This window comes from Pseudomonas siliginis (genome assembly GCF_024072275.1).
GTDB lineage: Bacteria > Pseudomonadota > Gammaproteobacteria > Pseudomonadales > Pseudomonadaceae > Aquipseudomonas > Aquipseudomonas siliginis.
In genome coordinates this window covers 1592028-1609581 of record NZ_CP099598.1, presented here as the reverse complement: position 1 = coordinate 1609581, position 17554 = coordinate 1592028, and the positions used below count along the sequence as shown (strand labels likewise).

General features: G+C 59.9%; 20 protein-coding genes. 12 read left to right on the top strand and 8 right to left on the bottom strand.

Annotation, left to right across the window (positions count from 1 at the left end; translation table 11 throughout):
• Position 1: 1 nt before the first annotated feature.
• Positions 2-1363, top strand: a complete 1362-nt coding sequence (locus NF676_RS07670) for an HlyD family type I secretion periplasmic adaptor subunit (RefSeq protein ID WP_039761043.1) — start codon at positions 2-4, stop codon at positions 1361-1363.
• Between the two features lie 118 nt (positions 1364-1481).
• On the opposite strand, the gene NF676_RS07665 is transcribed toward NF676_RS07670, so the two are convergent.
• Together NF676_RS07665 and NF676_RS07660 are read right to left on the bottom strand one after the other, a co-directional pair.
• Positions 1482-2078: a tRNA-uridine aminocarboxypropyltransferase gene (locus tag NF676_RS07665; RefSeq protein ID WP_252887480.1), complete on the bottom strand. Its 597-nt coding sequence runs from the start codon at positions 2076-2078 to the stop codon at positions 1482-1484.
• A 6-nt stretch (positions 2079-2084) separates the two neighbouring features.
• Positions 2085-2978, bottom strand: coding sequence for a LysR family transcriptional regulator (locus NF676_RS07660; protein ID WP_095180681.1), 894 nt, complete (start codon positions 2976-2978; stop codon positions 2085-2087).
• A gap of 396 nt (positions 2979-3374) precedes the next feature.
• Between NF676_RS07660 and speB the strand changes: the two genes are divergently transcribed.
• The 4 genes from speB to NF676_RS07640 all read left to right on the top strand — a co-directional run bounded on the left by speB (position 3375) and on the right by NF676_RS07640 (position 7850).
• A complete protein-coding gene (speB, locus tag NF676_RS07655) occupies positions 3375-4325 on the top strand; it encodes an agmatinase (protein WP_003222717.1) in 951 nt (316 codons plus the stop codon).
• A gap of 9 nt (positions 4326-4334) precedes the next feature.
• Positions 4335-4757, top strand: a complete 423-nt coding sequence (locus tag NF676_RS07650; protein ID WP_150636595.1) for a YybH family protein — start codon at positions 4335-4337, stop codon at positions 4755-4757.
• A 51-nt stretch (positions 4758-4808) separates the two neighbouring features.
• Positions 4809-6311, top strand: a complete 1503-nt coding sequence (locus tag NF676_RS07645) for a purine-cytosine permease family protein (protein ID WP_056783681.1) — start codon at positions 4809-4811, stop codon at positions 6309-6311.
• A 159-nt stretch (positions 6312-6470) separates the two neighbouring features.
• Positions 6471-7850, top strand: a complete 1380-nt coding sequence (locus NF676_RS07640; RefSeq protein ID WP_252887479.1) for a sodium:solute symporter family protein — start codon at positions 6471-6473, stop codon at positions 7848-7850.
• Positions 7851-8011: 161 nt separating this feature from the next.
• Here the strand turns inward: NF676_RS07640 and NF676_RS27570 are convergent, their stop codons facing one another.
• On the bottom strand, positions 8012-8140 hold the full coding sequence (locus NF676_RS27570) for a PA1414 family protein (protein ID WP_003184145.1): 129 nt from the start codon (positions 8138-8140) through the stop codon (positions 8012-8014).
• Between the two features lie 142 nt (positions 8141-8282).
• The gene (ptrR, locus tag NF676_RS07635) at positions 8283-9176 is read right to left on the bottom strand and encodes a putrescine utilization regulator PtrR (protein ID WP_252887478.1); all 894 of its coding nucleotides are present in this window, start codon (positions 9174-9176) and stop codon (positions 8283-8285) included.
• Between the two features lie 103 nt (positions 9177-9279).
• Here ptrR and NF676_RS07630 point away from each other — a divergent pair, with 103 nt between their 5' ends.
• Positions 9280-10461, top strand: coding sequence for an MFS transporter (locus tag NF676_RS07630; protein ID WP_252887477.1), 1182 nt, complete (start codon positions 9280-9282; stop codon positions 10459-10461).
• Here the strand turns inward: NF676_RS07630 and NF676_RS07625 are convergent.
• The 3 genes from NF676_RS07625 to NF676_RS07615 all read right to left on the bottom strand — a co-directional run bounded on the left by NF676_RS07625 (position 10409) and on the right by NF676_RS07615 (position 12916).
• The gene (locus tag NF676_RS07625) at positions 10409-11338 is read right to left on the bottom strand and encodes a DMT family transporter (RefSeq protein ID WP_252887476.1); all 930 of its coding nucleotides are present in this window, start codon (positions 11336-11338) and stop codon (positions 10409-10411) included. The genes NF676_RS07630 and NF676_RS07625 overlap by 53 nt on opposite strands.
• Before the next feature lie 252 nt (positions 11339-11590).
• The gene (locus tag NF676_RS07620) at positions 11591-11983 is read right to left on the bottom strand and encodes a DUF2177 family protein (RefSeq protein ID WP_150636587.1); all 393 of its coding nucleotides are present in this window, start codon (positions 11981-11983) and stop codon (positions 11591-11593) included.
• A 96-nt stretch (positions 11984-12079) separates the two neighbouring features.
• On the bottom strand, positions 12080-12916 hold the full coding sequence (locus tag NF676_RS07615; protein WP_016771157.1) for a CvfB family protein: 837 nt from the start codon (positions 12914-12916) through the stop codon (positions 12080-12082).
• Between the two features lie 339 nt (positions 12917-13255).
• Here NF676_RS07615 and NF676_RS07610 point away from each other — a divergent pair, with 339 nt between their 5' ends.
• The 3 genes from NF676_RS07610 (at position 13256) to NF676_RS07600 (ending at position 15311) form a co-directional block, all read left to right on the top strand.
• On the top strand, positions 13256-13444 hold the full coding sequence (locus NF676_RS07610) for a PFL_1563 family small protein (protein WP_016985943.1): 189 nt from the start codon (positions 13256-13258) through the stop codon (positions 13442-13444).
• 203 nt (positions 13445-13647) lie between these two features.
• Positions 13648-14364 carry a TorF family putative porin gene (locus NF676_RS07605; RefSeq protein WP_252887475.1) on the top strand — a complete coding sequence of 239 codons (717 nt, stop codon included), beginning with the start codon at positions 13648-13650 and terminating at the stop codon, positions 14362-14364.
• 77 nt (positions 14365-14441) lie between these two features.
• On the top strand, positions 14442-15311 hold the full coding sequence (locus tag NF676_RS07600) for a DUF6279 family lipoprotein (protein ID WP_252887474.1): 870 nt from the start codon (positions 14442-14444) through the stop codon (positions 15309-15311).
• 120 nt (positions 15312-15431) lie between these two features.
• On the opposite strand, the gene NF676_RS07595 is transcribed toward NF676_RS07600, so the two are convergent.
• Positions 15432-15824 (bottom strand): transcriptional regulator, encoded by a 393-nt coding sequence (locus NF676_RS07595; protein ID WP_095180673.1) that lies wholly within the window; start codon positions 15822-15824, stop codon positions 15432-15434.
• 174 nt (positions 15825-15998) lie between these two features.
• Between NF676_RS07595 and NF676_RS07590 the strand changes: the two genes are divergently transcribed.
• The 3 genes from NF676_RS07590 (at position 15999) to NF676_RS07580 (ending at position 17551) form a co-directional block, all read left to right on the top strand.
• Entirely contained in the window at positions 15999-16742 is a 744-nt protein-coding gene (locus NF676_RS07590; RefSeq protein WP_252887473.1) for a DUF899 domain-containing protein, read from the top strand.
• Between the two features lie 256 nt (positions 16743-16998).
• Complete coding sequence (locus tag NF676_RS07585) at positions 16999-17172, top strand: YhfG family protein (RefSeq protein ID WP_110645024.1); 174 nt, start codon at positions 16999-17001, stop codon at positions 17170-17172.
• A gap of 103 nt (positions 17173-17275) precedes the next feature.
• Positions 17276-17551 carry a hypothetical protein gene (locus tag NF676_RS07580; RefSeq protein ID WP_041478956.1) on the top strand — a complete coding sequence of 92 codons (276 nt, stop codon included), beginning with the start codon at positions 17276-17278 and terminating at the stop codon, positions 17549-17551.
• The last annotated feature ends 3 nt before the right edge of the window (positions 17552-17554 follow it).

Below are 17554 nucleotides of genomic sequence, written 5' to 3'. Positions count from 1 at the left end.
CATGCCTGCTTCTTCCGATAGCAACAAGCGCGGCTACTTCGACAGCTTCGGCAAAAGTGCCGAAGCCGAGTTCATGCCGGAAACCGCCGGCGCGGCGTTGCAGGATTCGCCGCGCAAATCGCGGATCACCGTATGGCTGGCGGCAGCGCTGCTGATCGCCGCCCTGGTCTGGGCCAAATTCGCCGTGCTCGAAGAAGTGACCATGGGCGAAGGCAAAGCGATTCCGTCGAGCAAAGTCCAGGTGATCCAGAATCTCGAGGGCGGCATCGTCACCGAGATTTTCGTTCGCGAAGGCCAGATGGTCGGCAAGGGCGACACCCTGCTGCGTCTGGATGACACGCGCTTTCGCTCGAACAAGGGCGAGAGCGAGGCCGACCGTTACGCGCTGACCGCACAGGTTGAACGGCTGTCAGCCGAGGCCGAGGGACGCCCCTTCAAACTCTCCGCTGAAGTCATCGCCAAGGCGCCGCAAGTCGCCGAGGACGAGCGCTCGCTGTACGAGCAACGCCAACGCCGCTTGGCCAGCGAACAGCGCACCCTCAGCGAACAATTGCGGCAGAAAACCCAGGAACTGGCCGAGTTTCGTTCCAAGCAAGGCCAGTTCAGCTCGAGCCTGGCGCTGCTGCAACAAGAGATGAACATGTCCGAACCGCTGGTAAAAACCGGCGCCGTCTCACCAGTGGAAATCCTCCGGCTCAGGCGCAGCGCTGTGGAGATCCGTGGTTCGCTGAACGCCACCACGCTGGCGATTCCCCGGGCCGAATCGGCGATCGCCGAGATCCGCAGCAAGATCGACGAATCCGAGCAAACCTTCCGTTCCGAGGCTGCCAAAGAGCTGAATGAGAAACGCACCGACCTGTCGAAAATCACCGCCTCGAGCATCGCCATCGACGATCGCGTCAGCCGTACCACGGTGACGTCGCCGGTGCGTGGCGTGATCAAGCAGATGAAGGTCAACACCATCGGCGGCGTAGTTCAGCCGGGCAGCGACATGGTCGAAATCGTGCCGCTGGAAGACAACCTGCTGATCGAAGCCAAGGTCCGCCCGCAAGACGTCGCGTTCCTGCATCCGGGCCAGAAAGCCATGGTCAAGTTCAGCGCTTACGACTACACGATTTACGGCGGGCTGAGCGCCAAACTCGAGCTGATCGGCGCCGATACGATCACCGATGACAAGGGCAACAGCTTCTATCTAATTCAGGTGCGCACCGACAAGAATCACCTGGGCGGCGATGTCAAACCGCTGCTGATCATCCCGGGGATGGTGGCGACGGTGGACATCATTACCGGCGAGAAAAGCGTTTTGGATTACCTGCTCAAACCCGTGCTGAAAGCGCGGACCGAGGCGATGCGTGAGCGCTAGTGATCTTTGAATTGCGGTGATTGATCTGGCGCTTTCGCGAGCAGGCTCGCTCCCACAATTGGTATGCATTCCCCTGTGGGAGCGAGCCTGCTCGCGAAGAGGCCCGCACAGACAATGATCATTTGTCGCCATGGTTACGCTGAAAGGTCTCCTCCCCCATCGCCGCAATCTGCCCTTCGATCAGCGCTTCAAACGGTTTCAGTAACGGCGCAAACGTCGTCGGTGCTTCGAGGGTTTCCAGCGCCTGGACGATCGCCTCGATAGTCGATAACGCCCCCGGCCCCGGTGCCTTGCGCAGGCGATAGCGCGACACGCCGCCCTCGGCCAGGGTCACCCGTGGCAGTGCTGCCAGCAGCGGATTGAGGTGAAGCATCTTGCGCGCTTTGCGCCAGGTGCCGTCCGGGACGACCAGCAACATTGGCTGATCATTTGGCGCGTAAACCTGCAACGACTGCGCATCGTCAGCCGGGAACAGCAAACGCGCCTGATAACCCGGCTGGTTCAACAGTTTCGGCAAATCTTCGAATACCTCGCCGACAATCAGCTCGGCATTGCTCAGCCCCAGCGCCGCGAGCCGCGCGGTATTGAGCGCGTGGCTGACCTCGCTCGGATGCTGCAGCACTAACACGCGCGTGCGGCTGTCGAGGTGCGGAATCAACGGGCACAGGCAGTGGGTCTGGGGGCGCATGCAGCGCGGGCATTGGGCTCGGGACATGATGGGTTACGCCTGATTCAATTGCGCTTTGAGCAAATCGCGGAAAGTCTGGATCAGCGGCTCGCGGCTGCGGCCCCTGCGCATGATCATCGAAAACGGCGCCTGATAACCGAAGGTCGCCGGCAGTAATACACGCAGATCGCCCTTGTCGGCCCAGGCCTGCGCGTAGTGCTCCGGCAGGTAACCGATGTAGGCGCCGGAGAGCACCAGAATCAGCTGCGCTTCCATGCTTTCCACAGTCGCGGCACTGTGTTTGAAACCGTGGCGGGCCAGTTCCGCCTGACTCCAGTAACCGCGCCCGACCATTCGTTGCTGAGTGATGACCTGCTCGGGGATGCGCCGCTCGTTGAACAACGGGTGACGACTGCTGCAATACAGCCAGTGCTGCTCGCGGTACAGCGGCATGTAGACCAGACCGCTCATGCGCGTGGAAAACGCACCGATGGCCAGATCGAGGCGATTGTCCTGCACGCCGAGCTGCAACTCATAAGGACTCATCACCGACAGGTGCAAATGCACCGCCGGGTGTTCCTGGCTGTAGGCGCCGATGGCTTCGGCGAACGGTAAGGCCTTGTCGCTGACCGTGGAATCGATCACCCCAAGGTTGAGCGTGCCGCGCAGTTCGCCCTTCAGCGCGGCGGCGTATTGCTCGAAGCCTTCGAGCTCGGCGAGCAGGCGCAGGGTTTCCTGATGGAACAGCTCGCCCTTGCTGGTCAGGCTGAAGCCACCGCGCCCGCGATGGCACAGCACCAGACCGAGCGCGGTTTCGAGCTGGCTCATGTAGGTGCTGATCGCCGAGGTCGACAGGTTGAGTTCCTGCTGCGCATTGGCAAAACCCTGATGACGCACGACGCTGACGAAGATGCGCAGGAGTTTCAGGTCGGGTAAAGCGTTGGCCATGTCTACTCCGGGCTTTGCAACTGTGTGTATGTGGGAAAAGCCCCTCACCCCAGCCCTCTCCCCGAGGGAGAGGGAGCCGATCTCCATGGCTTTCAAATCCTGAGTTCGACTCGATTTTTCAGGTCGATGCAGATTCCGCCAACAACTCGGTCGGCCCCCTCTCCCTCTGGGAGAGGGATGGGGTGAGGGCAACAATCTTCAGCCCTACACTTCATTCGAACCCACCAAAGTCTAATCCCACCTCTCCCATTAGTTTAGAAAAATCTGAACTAAGTTTTTGCCCGTAGCGATTCTTCCCCATCACTACATTTCGCATGATCGGCCCCACAGCGGCGTCCGAACCTGTGCTCAACGGCGCGCCGGCATAAATAAAACAAAGACGATGAGGCCCTACCCGTGGACAAGATTCTTCACCAACCACTGGGCGGCAATGAAATGCCGCGCTTCGGCGGCATCGCCACCATGCTCCGACTTCCCCATGTACCGACCGCAGCAGGCCTCGACGCTGCCTTCGTTGGCGTGCCGCTGGACATCGGCACTTCGCTGCGCCCCGGCACGCGCTTCGGGCCGCGCGACATCCGCACCGAATCGGTGATGATCCGACCGTACAACATGGCCACCGGCGCCGCGCCGTTCGACTCGCTGTCGGTTGCCGACATCGGTGACGTGGCGATCAACACCTTCAACCTGCTCGACGCCGTGCGCATCATCGAAGAAGCCTACGACAACATCCTCGAGCACAACGTTATCCCGATGACCCTGGGTGGCGACCACACCATCACCCTGCCGATCCTGCGCGCGATTCATAAAAAGCACGGCAAGGTTGGCCTGGTACACATCGATGCCCACGCTGACGTTAACGATCACATGTTCGGCGAGAAGATCGCCCATGGCACCACGTTCCGTCGTGCCGTCGAAGAAGGTCTGCTCGATTGCGATCGCGTGGTGCAGATCGGTTTGCGTGCCCAGGGTTACACCGCCGACGACTTCAACTGGAGCCGCGATCAGGGCTTCCGCGTCGTTCAAGCCGAAGAGTGCTGGCACAAGTCGCTGGCGCCGTTGATGGCCGAAGTGCGCGAGAAGGTCGGTGGCGGTCCGGTGTATCTGAGTTTCGACATCGACGGCATCGACCCGGCCTGGGCGCCCGGCACCGGCACCCCGGAAATCGGCGGCCTGACCACCATTCAAGCGATTGAAATCGTCCGTGGCTGTCAGGGCCTCGACCTGATCGGCTGCGATCTGGTAGAAGTCTCGCCCGCTTACGACACCACCGGCAACACCTCGCTGCTGGCCGCCAACCTGCTGTACGAAATGCTCTGCGTACTGCCTGGCGTGGTTCATCGCTGAGGGTCGGTCATGCACGCACGTGATCAGGTTTTGCACGCGGCCGCCGAGTTGGTCGCCGCGTTTGCGCGTAACGATCGCGAAGCTTACTTCGGGGCGTTCAGCGCCGATGCCAGCTTCGTCTTCTACACCCTCGACCAGCCATTGCTGTCGCGCGATGCCTATCAGGCGTTGTGGGACCGCTGGCGTGCCGAGGATGGTTTCGAGGTGCTGTCGTGCACCTCGAGCAACGCCTTTGTCAGCCTGCAGGGTGACGTGGCGGTTTTCATCCATGACGTGGCCACCGAGCTGCGCATGCAAGGGGAGCAACATTTCAGCCAGGAGCGCGAGACGATTGTTTTCAGAAGACAAGCGTCGAGCCTAGAACAACAAGGCCTATGGCTGGCCTGTCACGAACATTTGTCCGCAATGCCGGAAGGGCTGCCACCCCCTTAGCCAATGGTGACGCTCACGCACGATGAGCGCGCCTGATGATCGGAGCAGATCATGAATAACAACAACAACGAAAAAAGCCTTAGCAGCATCGAAACAAACGGGGTCGAACAGATCCCGGATCATGAGCGCGACGCCCGGCCCAGCGACCTGTTTCGCTTGATCTTCGGCGGCGCCAATACGTTTGCCACCGCTGTGCTCGGCAGTTTCCCGGTGCTCTTCGGCCTGTCGTTTCAGGCCGGTGTCTGGGCGATTGTCCTGGGTGTGGTGGTCGGTGCGCTGATCCTCGCGCCGATGGGCCTGTTCGGCCCGCTCAACGGTACCAACAACGCCGTGTCTTCCGGTGCGCACTTCGGCGTGCACGGGCGGATTGTCGGTTCGTTCCTGTCGTTGCTGACGGCGATCGCGTTCTTCTCGCTGTCAGTGTGGAGCTCGGGTGATGCGCTGGTCGGCGGCGCCAAACGCCTCGTCGATTTGCCGGAAACCGACCTGACCCTGGGCCTGGCCTACGGTCTGTTCGCGCTGCTGGTGCTGACCGTGTGCATCTACGGTTTCCGCATCATGCTGTGGGTCAACCGCATCGCCGTGTGGGCCGCGAGCCTGTTGTTCCTGCTCGGCATCTTCGCCTTCGCCCCCGCTTTCGACAGCCAGTACGCCGGCAGCGTGGCGCTGGGTCAGGCCGGGTTCTGGGCGGCATTCATCGGCGCGGCGCTGGTGGCGATGAGCAACCCGATTTCCTTCGGTGCGTTCCTCGGCGACTGGTCGCGCTATATCCCGCGTGAGACGCCGAAGGGCCGGATCATGCTGGCGGTGATCGCCGCGCAACTGGCAACGTTGATCCCATTCCTGTTCGGCCTCGCCACCGCCACCATCGTCGCGATCAAGGCACCGGACTACATCGCCGCGAACAACTATGTCGGCGGCTTGCTGGCCGTGTCGCCGAGCTGGTTCTTCCTGCCGGTGTGCCTGATTGCGGTGATTGGCGGCATGTCCACCGGCACCACGTCGCTGTATGGCACCGGGCTGGACATGTCCAGCGTGTTCCCGCGCGTGCTCTCCCGGGTCAAGGCGACCTTGCTGATTGGCGTGCTGTCGATCGCCTTCATCTTCATCGGCCGGTTTGCGGCGAACCTGGTGCAAAGCGTGTCGACCTTCGCCGTGCTGATCATCACCTGCACCACCCCATGGATGGTGATCATGATCATCGGCCTGCTGGTACGGCGCGGCTTCTACTGCCCGGATGACCTGCAAGTGTTCACCCGCGGTGAACAGGGCGGACGCTACTGGTTCAACCACGGCTGGAACTGGCGCGGCCTCGGCGCGTGGATCCCCAGCGCACTGGTCGGCCTGTGCTTCGTCAACCTGCCGGGGCAGTTCGTTGGCCCGCTGGGCGAACTGGCCGGTGGCATCGACATCAGCTTACCGGTGACATTGGGCCTGGCGTCGGTGGTGTATCTGACGCTGCTCAAGCTGTTCCCGGAACCTCGGGAGGTGTTCGGGCCAACGGATGTGCGCAGTGAAGCCGCCATAAAACCCGAACTACGTCACGCCGCCTGACACGAATCCCCTGTGGGAGCGAGCCTGCTCGCGAAGACTTCAGCACATCCAACATTGGTGTGACTGACAGACCGCCTTCGCGAGCAGGCTCGCTCCCACAGGAAGCCTTGCAGACCCCATTTGCTTGACCATAAAAAAGACAATCGGAGACACGCCATCATGGCTTTGGATTTATTCGTCGTACTCATTTATGCCGCTGCGATGCTGATTCTCGGCTACTACGGCATGCGCAAGGCCAAGACCCACGAAGACTATCTGGTTGCCGGGCGTAACCTGGGGCCGTCGCTGTACATGGGCACCATGGCAGCAACCGTACTCGGCGGCGCGTCCACCGTCGGCACGGTCCGTCTGGGCTACGTGCATGGCATTTCCGGTTTCTGGCTGTGCGCGGCACTGGGCTGCGGCATCGTCGCGCTGAACCTGTTCCTCGCCAAACCCTTACTGAAACTCAAGGTATTCACCGTCACCCAGGTCCTGGAGAAGCGCTACAACCCGATGGCGCGCACCGCCAGTGCGACGATCATGCTCGCTTACGCGCTGATGATCGGCGTGACCTCGATTCTGGCGATCGGCACCGTGCTGCAAGTGTTGTTCGGTCTGCCCTTCTGGATTTCCGTACTGCTGGGCGGCGGTATCGTGGTGATTTACTCAACAATTGGCGGCATGTGGTCGCTGACCTTGACGGACATCGTCCAGTTCGGCATCCAGACGGTGGGCCTGATGTTCCTGCTGCTGCCGATCTGCCTGTACCGCGTAGGCGGCTGGGATCAACTGGTCGCGCAACTGCCGGCGGCCAGCTTCAACTTCACCAGCATCGGCTGGGACACGATCATCACCTACTTCATGATCTACTTCTTCGGCATCCTGATCGGCCAGGACATCTGGCAGCGGGTGTTCACCGCCAAAAGCGAAAAGGTCGCCAAGTACGCAGGCACCTCGGCCGGGATCTACTGCATCATTTACGGTCTGGTCTGCGCCTTGATCGGCATGGCTGCGCATGTGCTGATTCCGGATCTGGACAACGTCAACAACGCGTTCGCCGCCATCGTCAAAGTCTCGCTGCCCGACGGCATCCGTGGCCTGGTGATCGCTGCCGCACTGGCGGCGATGATGTCCACCGCCAGCGCCGGCCTGCTCGCCGCGTCCACCACGCTTACCGAAGACCTGCTGCCGAAACTGCGCGGTGGCAAACAGTCCAATATCGCGGTCAGCCGCCTGTTTACGCTGCTGACAGGGATCGCGGTGTTGGGCATTGCTCTGGTCGTCAATGACGTGATCAGTGCGCTGACCCTGGCTTACAACCTTTTGGTCGGTGGCATGCTGATTCCGCTGATGGGGGCGATTTTCTGGAAGCGTGCGACTACTGCCGGGGCGATCAGCGCCATGACGCTGGGCTTTGTCACTGCGCTGGTGTTCATGGTCAAGGACGGCATGGACGCGAACACGCCGATCTATTACAGCCTGGGTGTCAGCCTGGTGAGCTTCGTACTGGTCAGCCTGTTCTCGCCGCGCCCGGCGACCGTGGCCACTGCGGTGTGAATCGACTGTAACGAGGTGATGTTTTCTTCAGCGGGTGTGGCGTCGGTAGCCACACCCGTTTTTTTCGCTTGGCGAAAAGCAAAAGATCGCAGCCTTCGGCAGCTCCTACCATTTGTAGAAACTGCCGACGGCTGCGATCCTGAAATCTCTGATCGGAGGTATTAACGGCGACGTGGCTGGCGCCGACGCTGTTCGTCGTCCGTGCGAATCGGTACCGGTTGCAGAGGCGGTTCGATCAAACCGAGGGCAACTCCCAAATCGTGCAGCCAGTTCTGGATTTTCTCTTTCATCGTCATGCCCCCTTCAGGGTGGTGCTGAGCGGCCGGAATTCTGAGGCCGCTTCGCACTGATAATAGTCCGAAGTCCTACGCAATGCTCGGCCAAATCCGCAATGATCTGTTACTGAATTGAACAGAATCTGTTGCGATTGGTTCACGCGGTTTCCCGCACTTCATGCAAAGCCACGGGATAGACCGCTTGCTGCACGTCGATCCAGGCATTCAGGTTGGCCCCGGCCATACCCTTGCGCCACATGAGCCACGTTGTCGCACCCGCGAACGGCTCGGCCAACGGATGCACGGCGACGCTTTCGCGACCCGGCAGGCTGGCCAACATCGACTCGGCCATCAACGCCACACCACTGCCGGCAATCACACAGGCGAGCATGCCCTGATACGACTCGATCTCCATCGCCCGGCCCATCGCCGCATGGTAGTGAGAGAACCATGCCTCCAGGCGCATGCGATATGAACAACCCTGGCGAAAAGTGAACACCGAGCGCCCTTCCACGTCCCGCGCGGTGCGTACTGGCGGATGGTCGATTTCAGTGATCAGCACCAGCCGTTCCTCGCACAACGGCACGCCATCGAGCCCGGCCAGTTGCAGCGGTCCGTCGACCAATGCCGCGTCAAGGCGACCGGTGAGCAAACCTTCGAGCAGTTCGCCGGTCGGCGCCGATTGCACCTGCAAATTCACTGTCGGGTATTGCTTGTGATAACGCGCCAGCAACGCCGGCAGATGAATCGCCGCCGTGCTGTACATGGTGCCCAGCACGAAGTCGCCGGCCGGTTGCCCGCCCATCACCGCCGCACTGGCCTGATCGCGCAGAGCGAAGAGTTTGCCGGTGTAGTCGAGCAGCACCTTGCCCGCCGGCGACAACTGCAAACGCTGCCGTTCGCGCACGAACAGCTCAACGCCGAGCTGCTCTTCGAGCTGTTTCAGGCGCGTCGACAGATTCGACGGCACACGATGCAGGCGCTCGGCGGCGCGGGTGATCGAGCCTTCCTCGGCGACCGCCTGAAATATCCGCAGTTGGCTGAATTCCACTGCTTTCTCCTGAACAGAACAAGTTACTCACTATTATTCAATTTTAAAGAAAGTCAATCGATCCTAGCCTGACGGTCATCGCTCCCTTGAAGGAAGCCCGACCATGTCGCCGCTGATACGTTTATCCGCCTGTTTCGTTGCCCTGATGATGGCCATGGGCATCGGCCGTTTCGCCCTGACGCCACAGATGCCGCACCTGCTCAGCGAAGGGCAGATCGACCTCACCGCCGCCGGGCTGATCGCGGCGGCCAACTACCTCGGCTATCTGCTTGGTGCTGTGGATGCGATGTTCGCGCAGCGGCCGCAGCAGGTGCAGCGACGGCTGCATGGCGGGCTGTGGCTGTGCGTGCTGCTGACACTGGCGTCGTTCTGGGCCAGCGGTTTCTGGTCGCACCTGCTGTTGCGCTTTGGCACCGGGGTGGCGAGTGCCTGGGTGCTGGTGATGATTACTTCGCTCAGCCAGCCGCTGGCGGCGGCAGCGGGTCGCCCGCGCTGGGGTGCTCTGGTTTTTGCCGGGCCGGGTCTGGGGATTTTTCTCACAGGCTTGCTGGCGCTGGTCTCGCATCGATTGCAGCAGACATCGGCAACCCTGTGGCTGATTTACGCGGCGGCTGCGCTGCTGATGATGCTCGGCGTCTGGCGGTTGTTACCGCAGCCCACGGCGGCAGCGAGGCCAGCGACAATGCATGTGAAAACAGCGAATCGAGGCATTGGCCGACTGGCGCTGGTGTATGCGCTGTACGGCATCGGCTACATCATTCCGGCGACGTTTCTGGCGCAAATGGCCAACGCGCAGTTTCATGGCCAGTGGCAGGCAGATCTGTTCTGGCCGTGTTTTGGCCTCGGCGCGGCGATCGGTGTGTGGCTGGTGAGCTTGCGTCGGCATGATCCCGAGACCACGCGGCACTGGCTGATGGCGACGCTGTGGATGCAAGCGGCCGGAGTGTTCGCCTGTCTGCTGGGCAGCGGCCTCGGCCTGGCGTTGGGGGTGATCCTCTGCGGCACGCCGTTTCTGGCGTGCATGCAACTGGTCATGCAGCGTTCGCGAGAGCTGGCGCCCCACGCCACTCAGCGCAACGCCGGGATGCTCACGGCGTGCTTCGCCGTCGGCCAGCTCAGCGGCCCGCTGCTGGCGGCGCTGAGCAGCCATTTCAGCGGCGGTTTGCAGCCGGCGCTGCTGATCGCCGGCGCCGGCCTGTTGCTGGCCGGCGCGCTGGCGATGCAGGCCAAGGCTACTGGCCCAGCGCCTTGCGCAAACGCCGACGCAGCCACTGCTCGGCGCTGACGAAAGTGATGCCGAGCAACACCAGCACGGCGCCGATGACGAAGTTCAGGCTCAACTGGTCGCCGAGCAGCAGCACGCCGAAGGTCACGCCGAACAACGGCGTCATGAACGAAAACACCGCAAGGTTGGCCGCCAGATAACGGCGCAACAGCCAGAACCACACCAGGTAACTGAAGAACGACACCACCAGGCCCTGGAACAGCACACTGGCCACCGCCACGGTGGTCAGGCTGACGTGGGTGATCTGGCCGCTGAACAACGCGATCAACAGCAGACCGATAAAACCGACCAGCAACTGATAGAACAGGGTCAATGTCACCGGCGCTTCCGACAGTCGCGAGGCCCGCACCACCACGGTGGTCGCGCCCCAACAAGCGCCGGCCAATACGCCGAAGGCATCGCCCAGCAGCATGCGCCGATCAAGGTTGTCCCACGACACACCGCCGGCGAAGGCAATCGCAATGCCGATGAACGCCAGCAGAATCCCCAGCCATTGCAACGGGCGCAACCTCTCGCTGGCGAGCAGGAAATGCACGCCGAGTGCGGTGAAGATCGGCGCGGTGTAGAGGAACACCGACATGTGCGCGGCGGTGGTCAGTTGCAGGCCTTCGGCGATGAACAGGAATTCCAGACCAAACAGCGCACCGGCCAGCAAACCGCCGCGCCAGGTGCTGCCGACCTGATCCCAGCCACCCTTCCAGCAGATCAGCAAACCGACCAGCAACGCAGAAATTCCCGAGCGCCCCGCCGCTTGCATCACCGGCGCGATGTCAGTCGCCGCCCATTTGATCAGGACTTGCTGCACACCCCAGATCAGGCACAGGCCGATCATCACTTGCAGGGCAAAACCGTCGGCATTGCGCCGCTCGGCACTCACCGCAACACCTCGAACACACACAACATGGCAGGCCATCCATTGGTCAGGAAACAGTGTCGGGGATTATCAATCAGATGCGCGGAAAAAGCCGTCTGGAAAAGACCTTTATTTGGTCAGTGGCGTCAGCGCTGAATGGTTGACGGCTGCGCCGTCATTCGCGGGCAAGCCCGCTCCCACAGAGGGTTCGGTGAACATGTGGGAGCGAGCCTGCTCGCGAAGAGGCAGCATTGCCAACACAACTGCCGGAGCAGCTCAGGCAAACCGCTTCGCCACCAAATAACCCACCGTGCAAGCAACGGCCGTCGCCACTGTCCCCCACGCCCAATCCATCAAACTCACCTGCACCGACCAGTCGCGCAATGTCGCCCAATTGGTCAGGTCATAAGTGCCGTACGCCACCAGCCCCAACAGCGCACCAAGCTTCGCCGCTCGCTGCCAGCTCAGCGCCGGCAAGACCACGAATACCACGCAGCCAATAACGTACAGGCAATAAAAAACCGCTGCGGGCAACAGCAGCGGTTTATCCAGCATCAGCGAACCGAGCAGTTCGCGATAGGTCGGCGCCATCAGCAGCCCGAGCCAGATCCCATCGAGCAGCAGAAACGTCAGTAGCGTCGAGACGTATGCGATCAGCGCCTTTTTCATTGGCTCACCCCTTTTAGATGTGGGAGCCGCCGATTTTCAAGATCAAGATCAAAAGATCGCAGCCTTCGGCAGCTCCTACCATGGGCCTGCGGTGAGTCAGGTTAGTTCAATACGATCGGCGTGGATCACGATCTTGCCTTCCTTGTACAGCGAGCCGATGGCTTTCTTGAAGTTGCCCTTGCTGACGCCGAACAGGCTGCTGATCAACGCCGGATCACTCTTGTCACTGACCGCCAGGGTGCCGTCGTTTTCGCGCAACTTGCCGAGGATCTTCGAACTCAGGCTGCTGGCCGCTTCCTGGCCAACCGGTTGCAGGCTCAGGCTGATCTTGCCGTCGGCGCGCACTTCCTTGATGAAGCCTTTCTCGCGCATGCCCGAACGCATGAACTTGAAGATTTCGTTCTTGTGGATCAAGCCCCAGTGCTTGTTGTTGATGATCGCCTTGAAGCCCATGTCGGTGGCTTCGGCAACCAGCAGATCAACTTCCTGGCCCGGGCTGTAGGTGGCCGGGGTCTTGTCCAGGTAACGATCGAGGCGCGCGGTGGCGGTGATGCGGCGCGTGTGTTTGTCGAGGTAGACGTGCACCACGCAGTATTCGCCAGCGGTCATCTGGCGCTTTTCTTCCGAGTACGGCAGCAACAGATCTTTCGGCAGGCCCCAGTCGAGGAACACGCCGATGCTGTTAACTTCAACCACTTTCAGGCTGGCAAATTCGCCGACCTGAACTTTGGGTTTTTCCGTAGTGGCGAGAAGTTTGTCTTCGCTGTCCAGATAGATGAATACGTTGAGCCAGTCTTCATCTTCGCTGGGAATATCTTTGGGGATATAACGGTTGGGCAAAAGAATTTCGCCGTCGGCACCGCCGTCCAGATATAAACCGAAGTTAGTGTGTTTAACCACTTGCAAACTGTTGTAACGCCCGACTAAAGCCATTTCCGAAACCCTCAATACGTGGGCGGCATTCTACCCGTTTTTGCCGCAAACGTCGGGCGACAGATCCTCGCAGCGGAAAATCTGCGTCAACCTGTTGATTTTGCTTGATCACTGCCCGGTGAGGTGCCGCTCGTCAGTCCGGCCCAGCGGCTTACGGCTGCGCACAATTGCCTCACGCCGATTCGATGTTCTTATTTAAAACAGGGAGTTAGCTAAAAATTAACAGTGTCGATCAGGCAATAATACAGCGCTGGGCTTGGTTATTCCGGGGGATATTTACCAAGCTATTGTCAAGTTATTCCTGTACGATGCCTGGCCGAGTTACTTTTCTAAAGGTTAATGGCCGCCATGCGTGTAAAAGCATCCACCAGCAAAGCAAAGCCAGCTCCAGCCGTTGAAACCAGCGAATCGATCAACGATCAGATCGCAGCATTCCTCAAGTCCGGCGGCGAGATCCAGCAAATTGCCAAAGGCGTCAGTGGCCAGACATTCGGCCCGTCCAAGCAGATCAGCCTGGGCAAGAAGTAACACCGGTTTTACCCCGTCCAGAGGCGCTTTGAGCTTCGAAGCGCCTGGACTGGCACCGCGCAACACCCCTTCGCTTTAAACAAAAATCCTCAAAAATCGACGAACGGCCATCAATGCCGGGCATTCGCCGGTATCCTTGCACGCGTCTAGATCAAGCGTTTCAGCAGGCCTTCGCCCTGCGCTCGCGGTTCATGGAGTGACGCATGCGCCCATTTCCCTGTTTATTGTTCGTCAGCCTGCTGTCAGGCGCGAGCGCGCACGCGCAGGTTTTTCAGGGTGAACTGGGTGATTTCGATCTCAAGCTCGGCACCACGCCCAGCCGCAGCATGGCCCAGGGACTGGTCAAACCGGCGGCGGTCGGCTCGTTCCACGGTGGCCTTGATCTGAGCCACGACAGCGGCGTGTATTTCGGCCAGTACGCGCCGAGCATGGGCATCACCCCCGGCAAAAACCTCGAGATCGATTCCTACGTCGGCTTCAAGCAGCCTTTCGATCAGGTGCTCGGCTACGAAGTCGGGATGATCCATTACAGCTACCCCCGCGTGGACACCCTCGACAGCCAGGAGCTGTTCGGCGGTCTGACTCTGCTCGGCAGTCGCTTCGGCATCGCATTGAGCAACGACCCGGATAAACAGAACAACACCTTGTTTGCCGACCTCACTGGCAATCAGCCGTTCGGCATCGGCGTGAGCATGAAATACACCACCCATCAACTGAACACACCGGTGGCGGTGGACGGTGGTTATGTCAGCAGTTTCACCGATTGGTCGGTGAAGCTGTCGCGACCATTCATGGGTGTCGATCTCGATCTGATCTACAGCAATTCCAGCCTCAGCGGCAGCGATTGCTCGGCCTATTCCGGGCACAACAGCGAGTGCGACGGCCTCGTCACCCTCAAGGCTGTACGCACGTTCTATTGATCGGCTGAACTGCCGCGTGCATCCTGCATCACATAAGAATCAGATTTCCGACGCCAGGCTCTCGCAAGGATTTGCCCATGTCTCGCTGGTTCAAACAGATTGCCGCCCTGCTCATCTTCACCCTCGCCCTCGGCGCTTGCAGCCGCGTGGGCCTGGCCTACCGCAACCTCGACGTGATTATTCCATGGTCGCTGAGTGACTACGTGGACATGAACGGCGAGCAGAAAGACTGGTTCAACGACCGGCTCAAAGAACACCTGAGCTGGCACTGCACCACGCAGTTACCGGGTTACCTCGACTGGCTGGACCGATTGCAGGCCATGGTCGAGAGCAATCAGGTCAGCGACGCCGCCCTGCAGGAGCGCACCGCCGAAGCCAAGCAGGCCATTGCCGAAACCGCCCGGGAAATCACCCCTTCGGCCATCGAGTTGCTACAAGGTCTGGACGATAGACAGGTGGCAGAAATGAATGATGCGTTTGCCAAGGATCTGCGCAAACGCCAGCAGGAATACGTCAAACCGCCGCTGGCCCAGCAGATACAGGAACGCGGCGAGCGCATGGAAAAACGCCTGAACGACTGGCTGGGTCCGCTCAGCGACACACAGAAACAACGCGTCGCGGCCTGGACCAACGCCTTGGGCGACCAGAACACTCAATGGATCGCCAACCGCGCGCACTGGCAGCAACAGTTCAGTGCCGCCGTTGCGCAACGCCAAAGCCCGGAATTCCCACAACGCATCGAGACACTTCTAGTCAACCGCGAGCGGTTGTGGACAGCGGACTACCGCGAGGCCTACGCCAACACTGAAGCCCAGGCACGCTCGCTGTTTGTCGATCTGATGGCGCAGAGCACGCCGCAACAGCGTGAGCGGTTGTTGAAGAAAATCGAGAAAGTGCGTAAGGACTTCAATGACCTGAAATGCCTGAAGGCCGCGCAGAAACCTTGAGATTACTGGAATCCAATGTGGGAGCGAGCCTGCTCGCGAAAGCGGTGTATCAGACAGTTCAATGTCACTGACAAACCGTATTCGCGAGCAGGCTCGCTCCCACAGGGGGATTTCGCTGGCTCAGGCGATTTGAGCCTTTGAAGCGACTTCATCAAATGTCACCTCATCCAGCGCATCCTCCTGCTCATCCAGCACCTGACGCGGGTGGTCGTTGCCGGGGATGCTGCTGTCGATCAGGCTCAGCAGGCTGGAACCGCGCTGCGTCAGAATGAAATTGTTGCCGGTACTGCCTTCATGATCCGGACGCGGCTCGATATAACCACGGTCAAGCAGCAGACTTTCATACTCACAGGCCAACGTTTTCAAATGGTCGAGATTCTCGATCGGCTCGCCAGCGCTGGCTTTCTCGGCCGCGTAGGCTTCGGCATAAGCGCGGGGAGCGAAGCTCTGTCCAGCGCTGTTCTGCACTTCATGCAGCAAACGTTCAATCAAATCCCAGTTATAAGTTGTCATCCTGGTTCAACCTCCGGTGCGGGTGATTTGTGCCGCTTTCAAAGGTTGTGACCCAAGCGCTGCGCAGCCGTTCAGCCGCATATCTTCGCGGCGACCGACCGGCGGTCTGTCGATTCTCTCGCTGGTTAAACGACTAGTCTGAAACAGCCGGTTCAACCCGCAGGAGACATGGTCATGAACGTTGCAAACCATCCGGTGGTATCACGCGAAGAATGGCTCGCTGCCCGCCAGCAGCATCTGGCCCACGAAAAAGCCTTCACCCGGGAACGCGATCGCCTCAGCGCCGAGCGCCGCGCCCTGCCGTGGGTAAAAGTCGACAAGGACTATCACTTCCAAGGTCCGAACGGCGAACTGAAGCTCAATGACCTGTTCGGCAACAACAGCCAGTTGGTCATCTATCACTTCATGTTTGCCAAAGACTGGGAGCAAGGCTGCCAGGGCTGCTCGTTCCTCAGTGACCACATTGATGGCGCCAACCAGCACCTGGCCCACCACGACGTCGCGGTGGTTGCAGTTTCCCACGCGCCGTTCAACGAGTTTCAGGCGTTCAAACAACGCATGGGCTGGAAATTCGACTGGGTTTCGTCAGAAGGTTGCGATTTCAATTACGACTTCGGCGTCTGCGCCCGGGCTGAAGATGTCGCCGAGGGCAAGGCTACCTACAATTACGAAAAAACCGACAGCGCCGAGGAAGAAATGCCGGGGCTGAGCGTGTTTTATCGCAATGACGAAGGCGAGATTTTTCACACCTATTCAACGTACGCACGCGGTCTGGACATGCTGGTCGGCGCTTACCACTACCTTGATCTGACGCCCAAGGGCAGGAATGAAGACGAGATCATGGAATGGGTGCGACATCATGATCGGTATGACGGTGTGCCGAAGTCGGGTTGCTGTCATGGTGAGCAGCGATCTTGAGTTCACTGTGGAGAAAACACACGAGGACCTGTGGGAGCGAGCCTGCTCGCGAAAAACGATTACACGACAAGGCGGTGCTAACGTGTCGCCTGTTTCGCGAGCAGGCTCGCTCCCAAGGAGAACAATGTCTGGTTGGGAATTTGGCACGCACGTCGAAATGTTGTTCAACGCTGTATCGTTTGTGCCGTATTAAGCCGACAGGGCTCTGCGGATGTGCGTCCGCTATAATACGAGGTTCTGACATGGACAGGCGCCAATGCAAAAGCTCAGTTTAGAAACCAAAAAAATCTGGTTTGCCAAGCATCGCAAAGCCAACTTCGCAGCGAGTTTGCGTCTTGAAGGTTTCGTTCCGTCTGCTTGTGAAGGCGAGATCAAGCTGCCGACGCGAGAGGCCGCGTTGAAAGCTATCTTGCAATTAGCTGAAACGTAGCTGTGGACTTTGATCCGCATTCCTCCTGCGAAGCTTACTGAACTTTTGCCACGCTTCAGCCCTCAACCGGTTAACCCGCCTTAACCGGAACTGAGGCCTGCCCATGAAAATCCTGATCAAGCTCTCCCTCGCCGCCACTCTCGCCTGCGCCCTGCCCGTCTGGGCTTGCACGCCGGAAGAGGCGACGATCAAACGCGAACAACTGGCCAAGGAAGTCTCAAAGCTCACCGAGCAGAATCCGGAAAAAGCCAAGGAGATTAACGCCGAGTTGCAGAAAATGGATCTGGGCACGGCCAGCGCCGATCTGCCGGACAAGTGCCAGTTGATCGATCAGCGTCTGAAGGAACTGGGATCGGCGGAGAAAAAAGCCGACAGTTGAGGA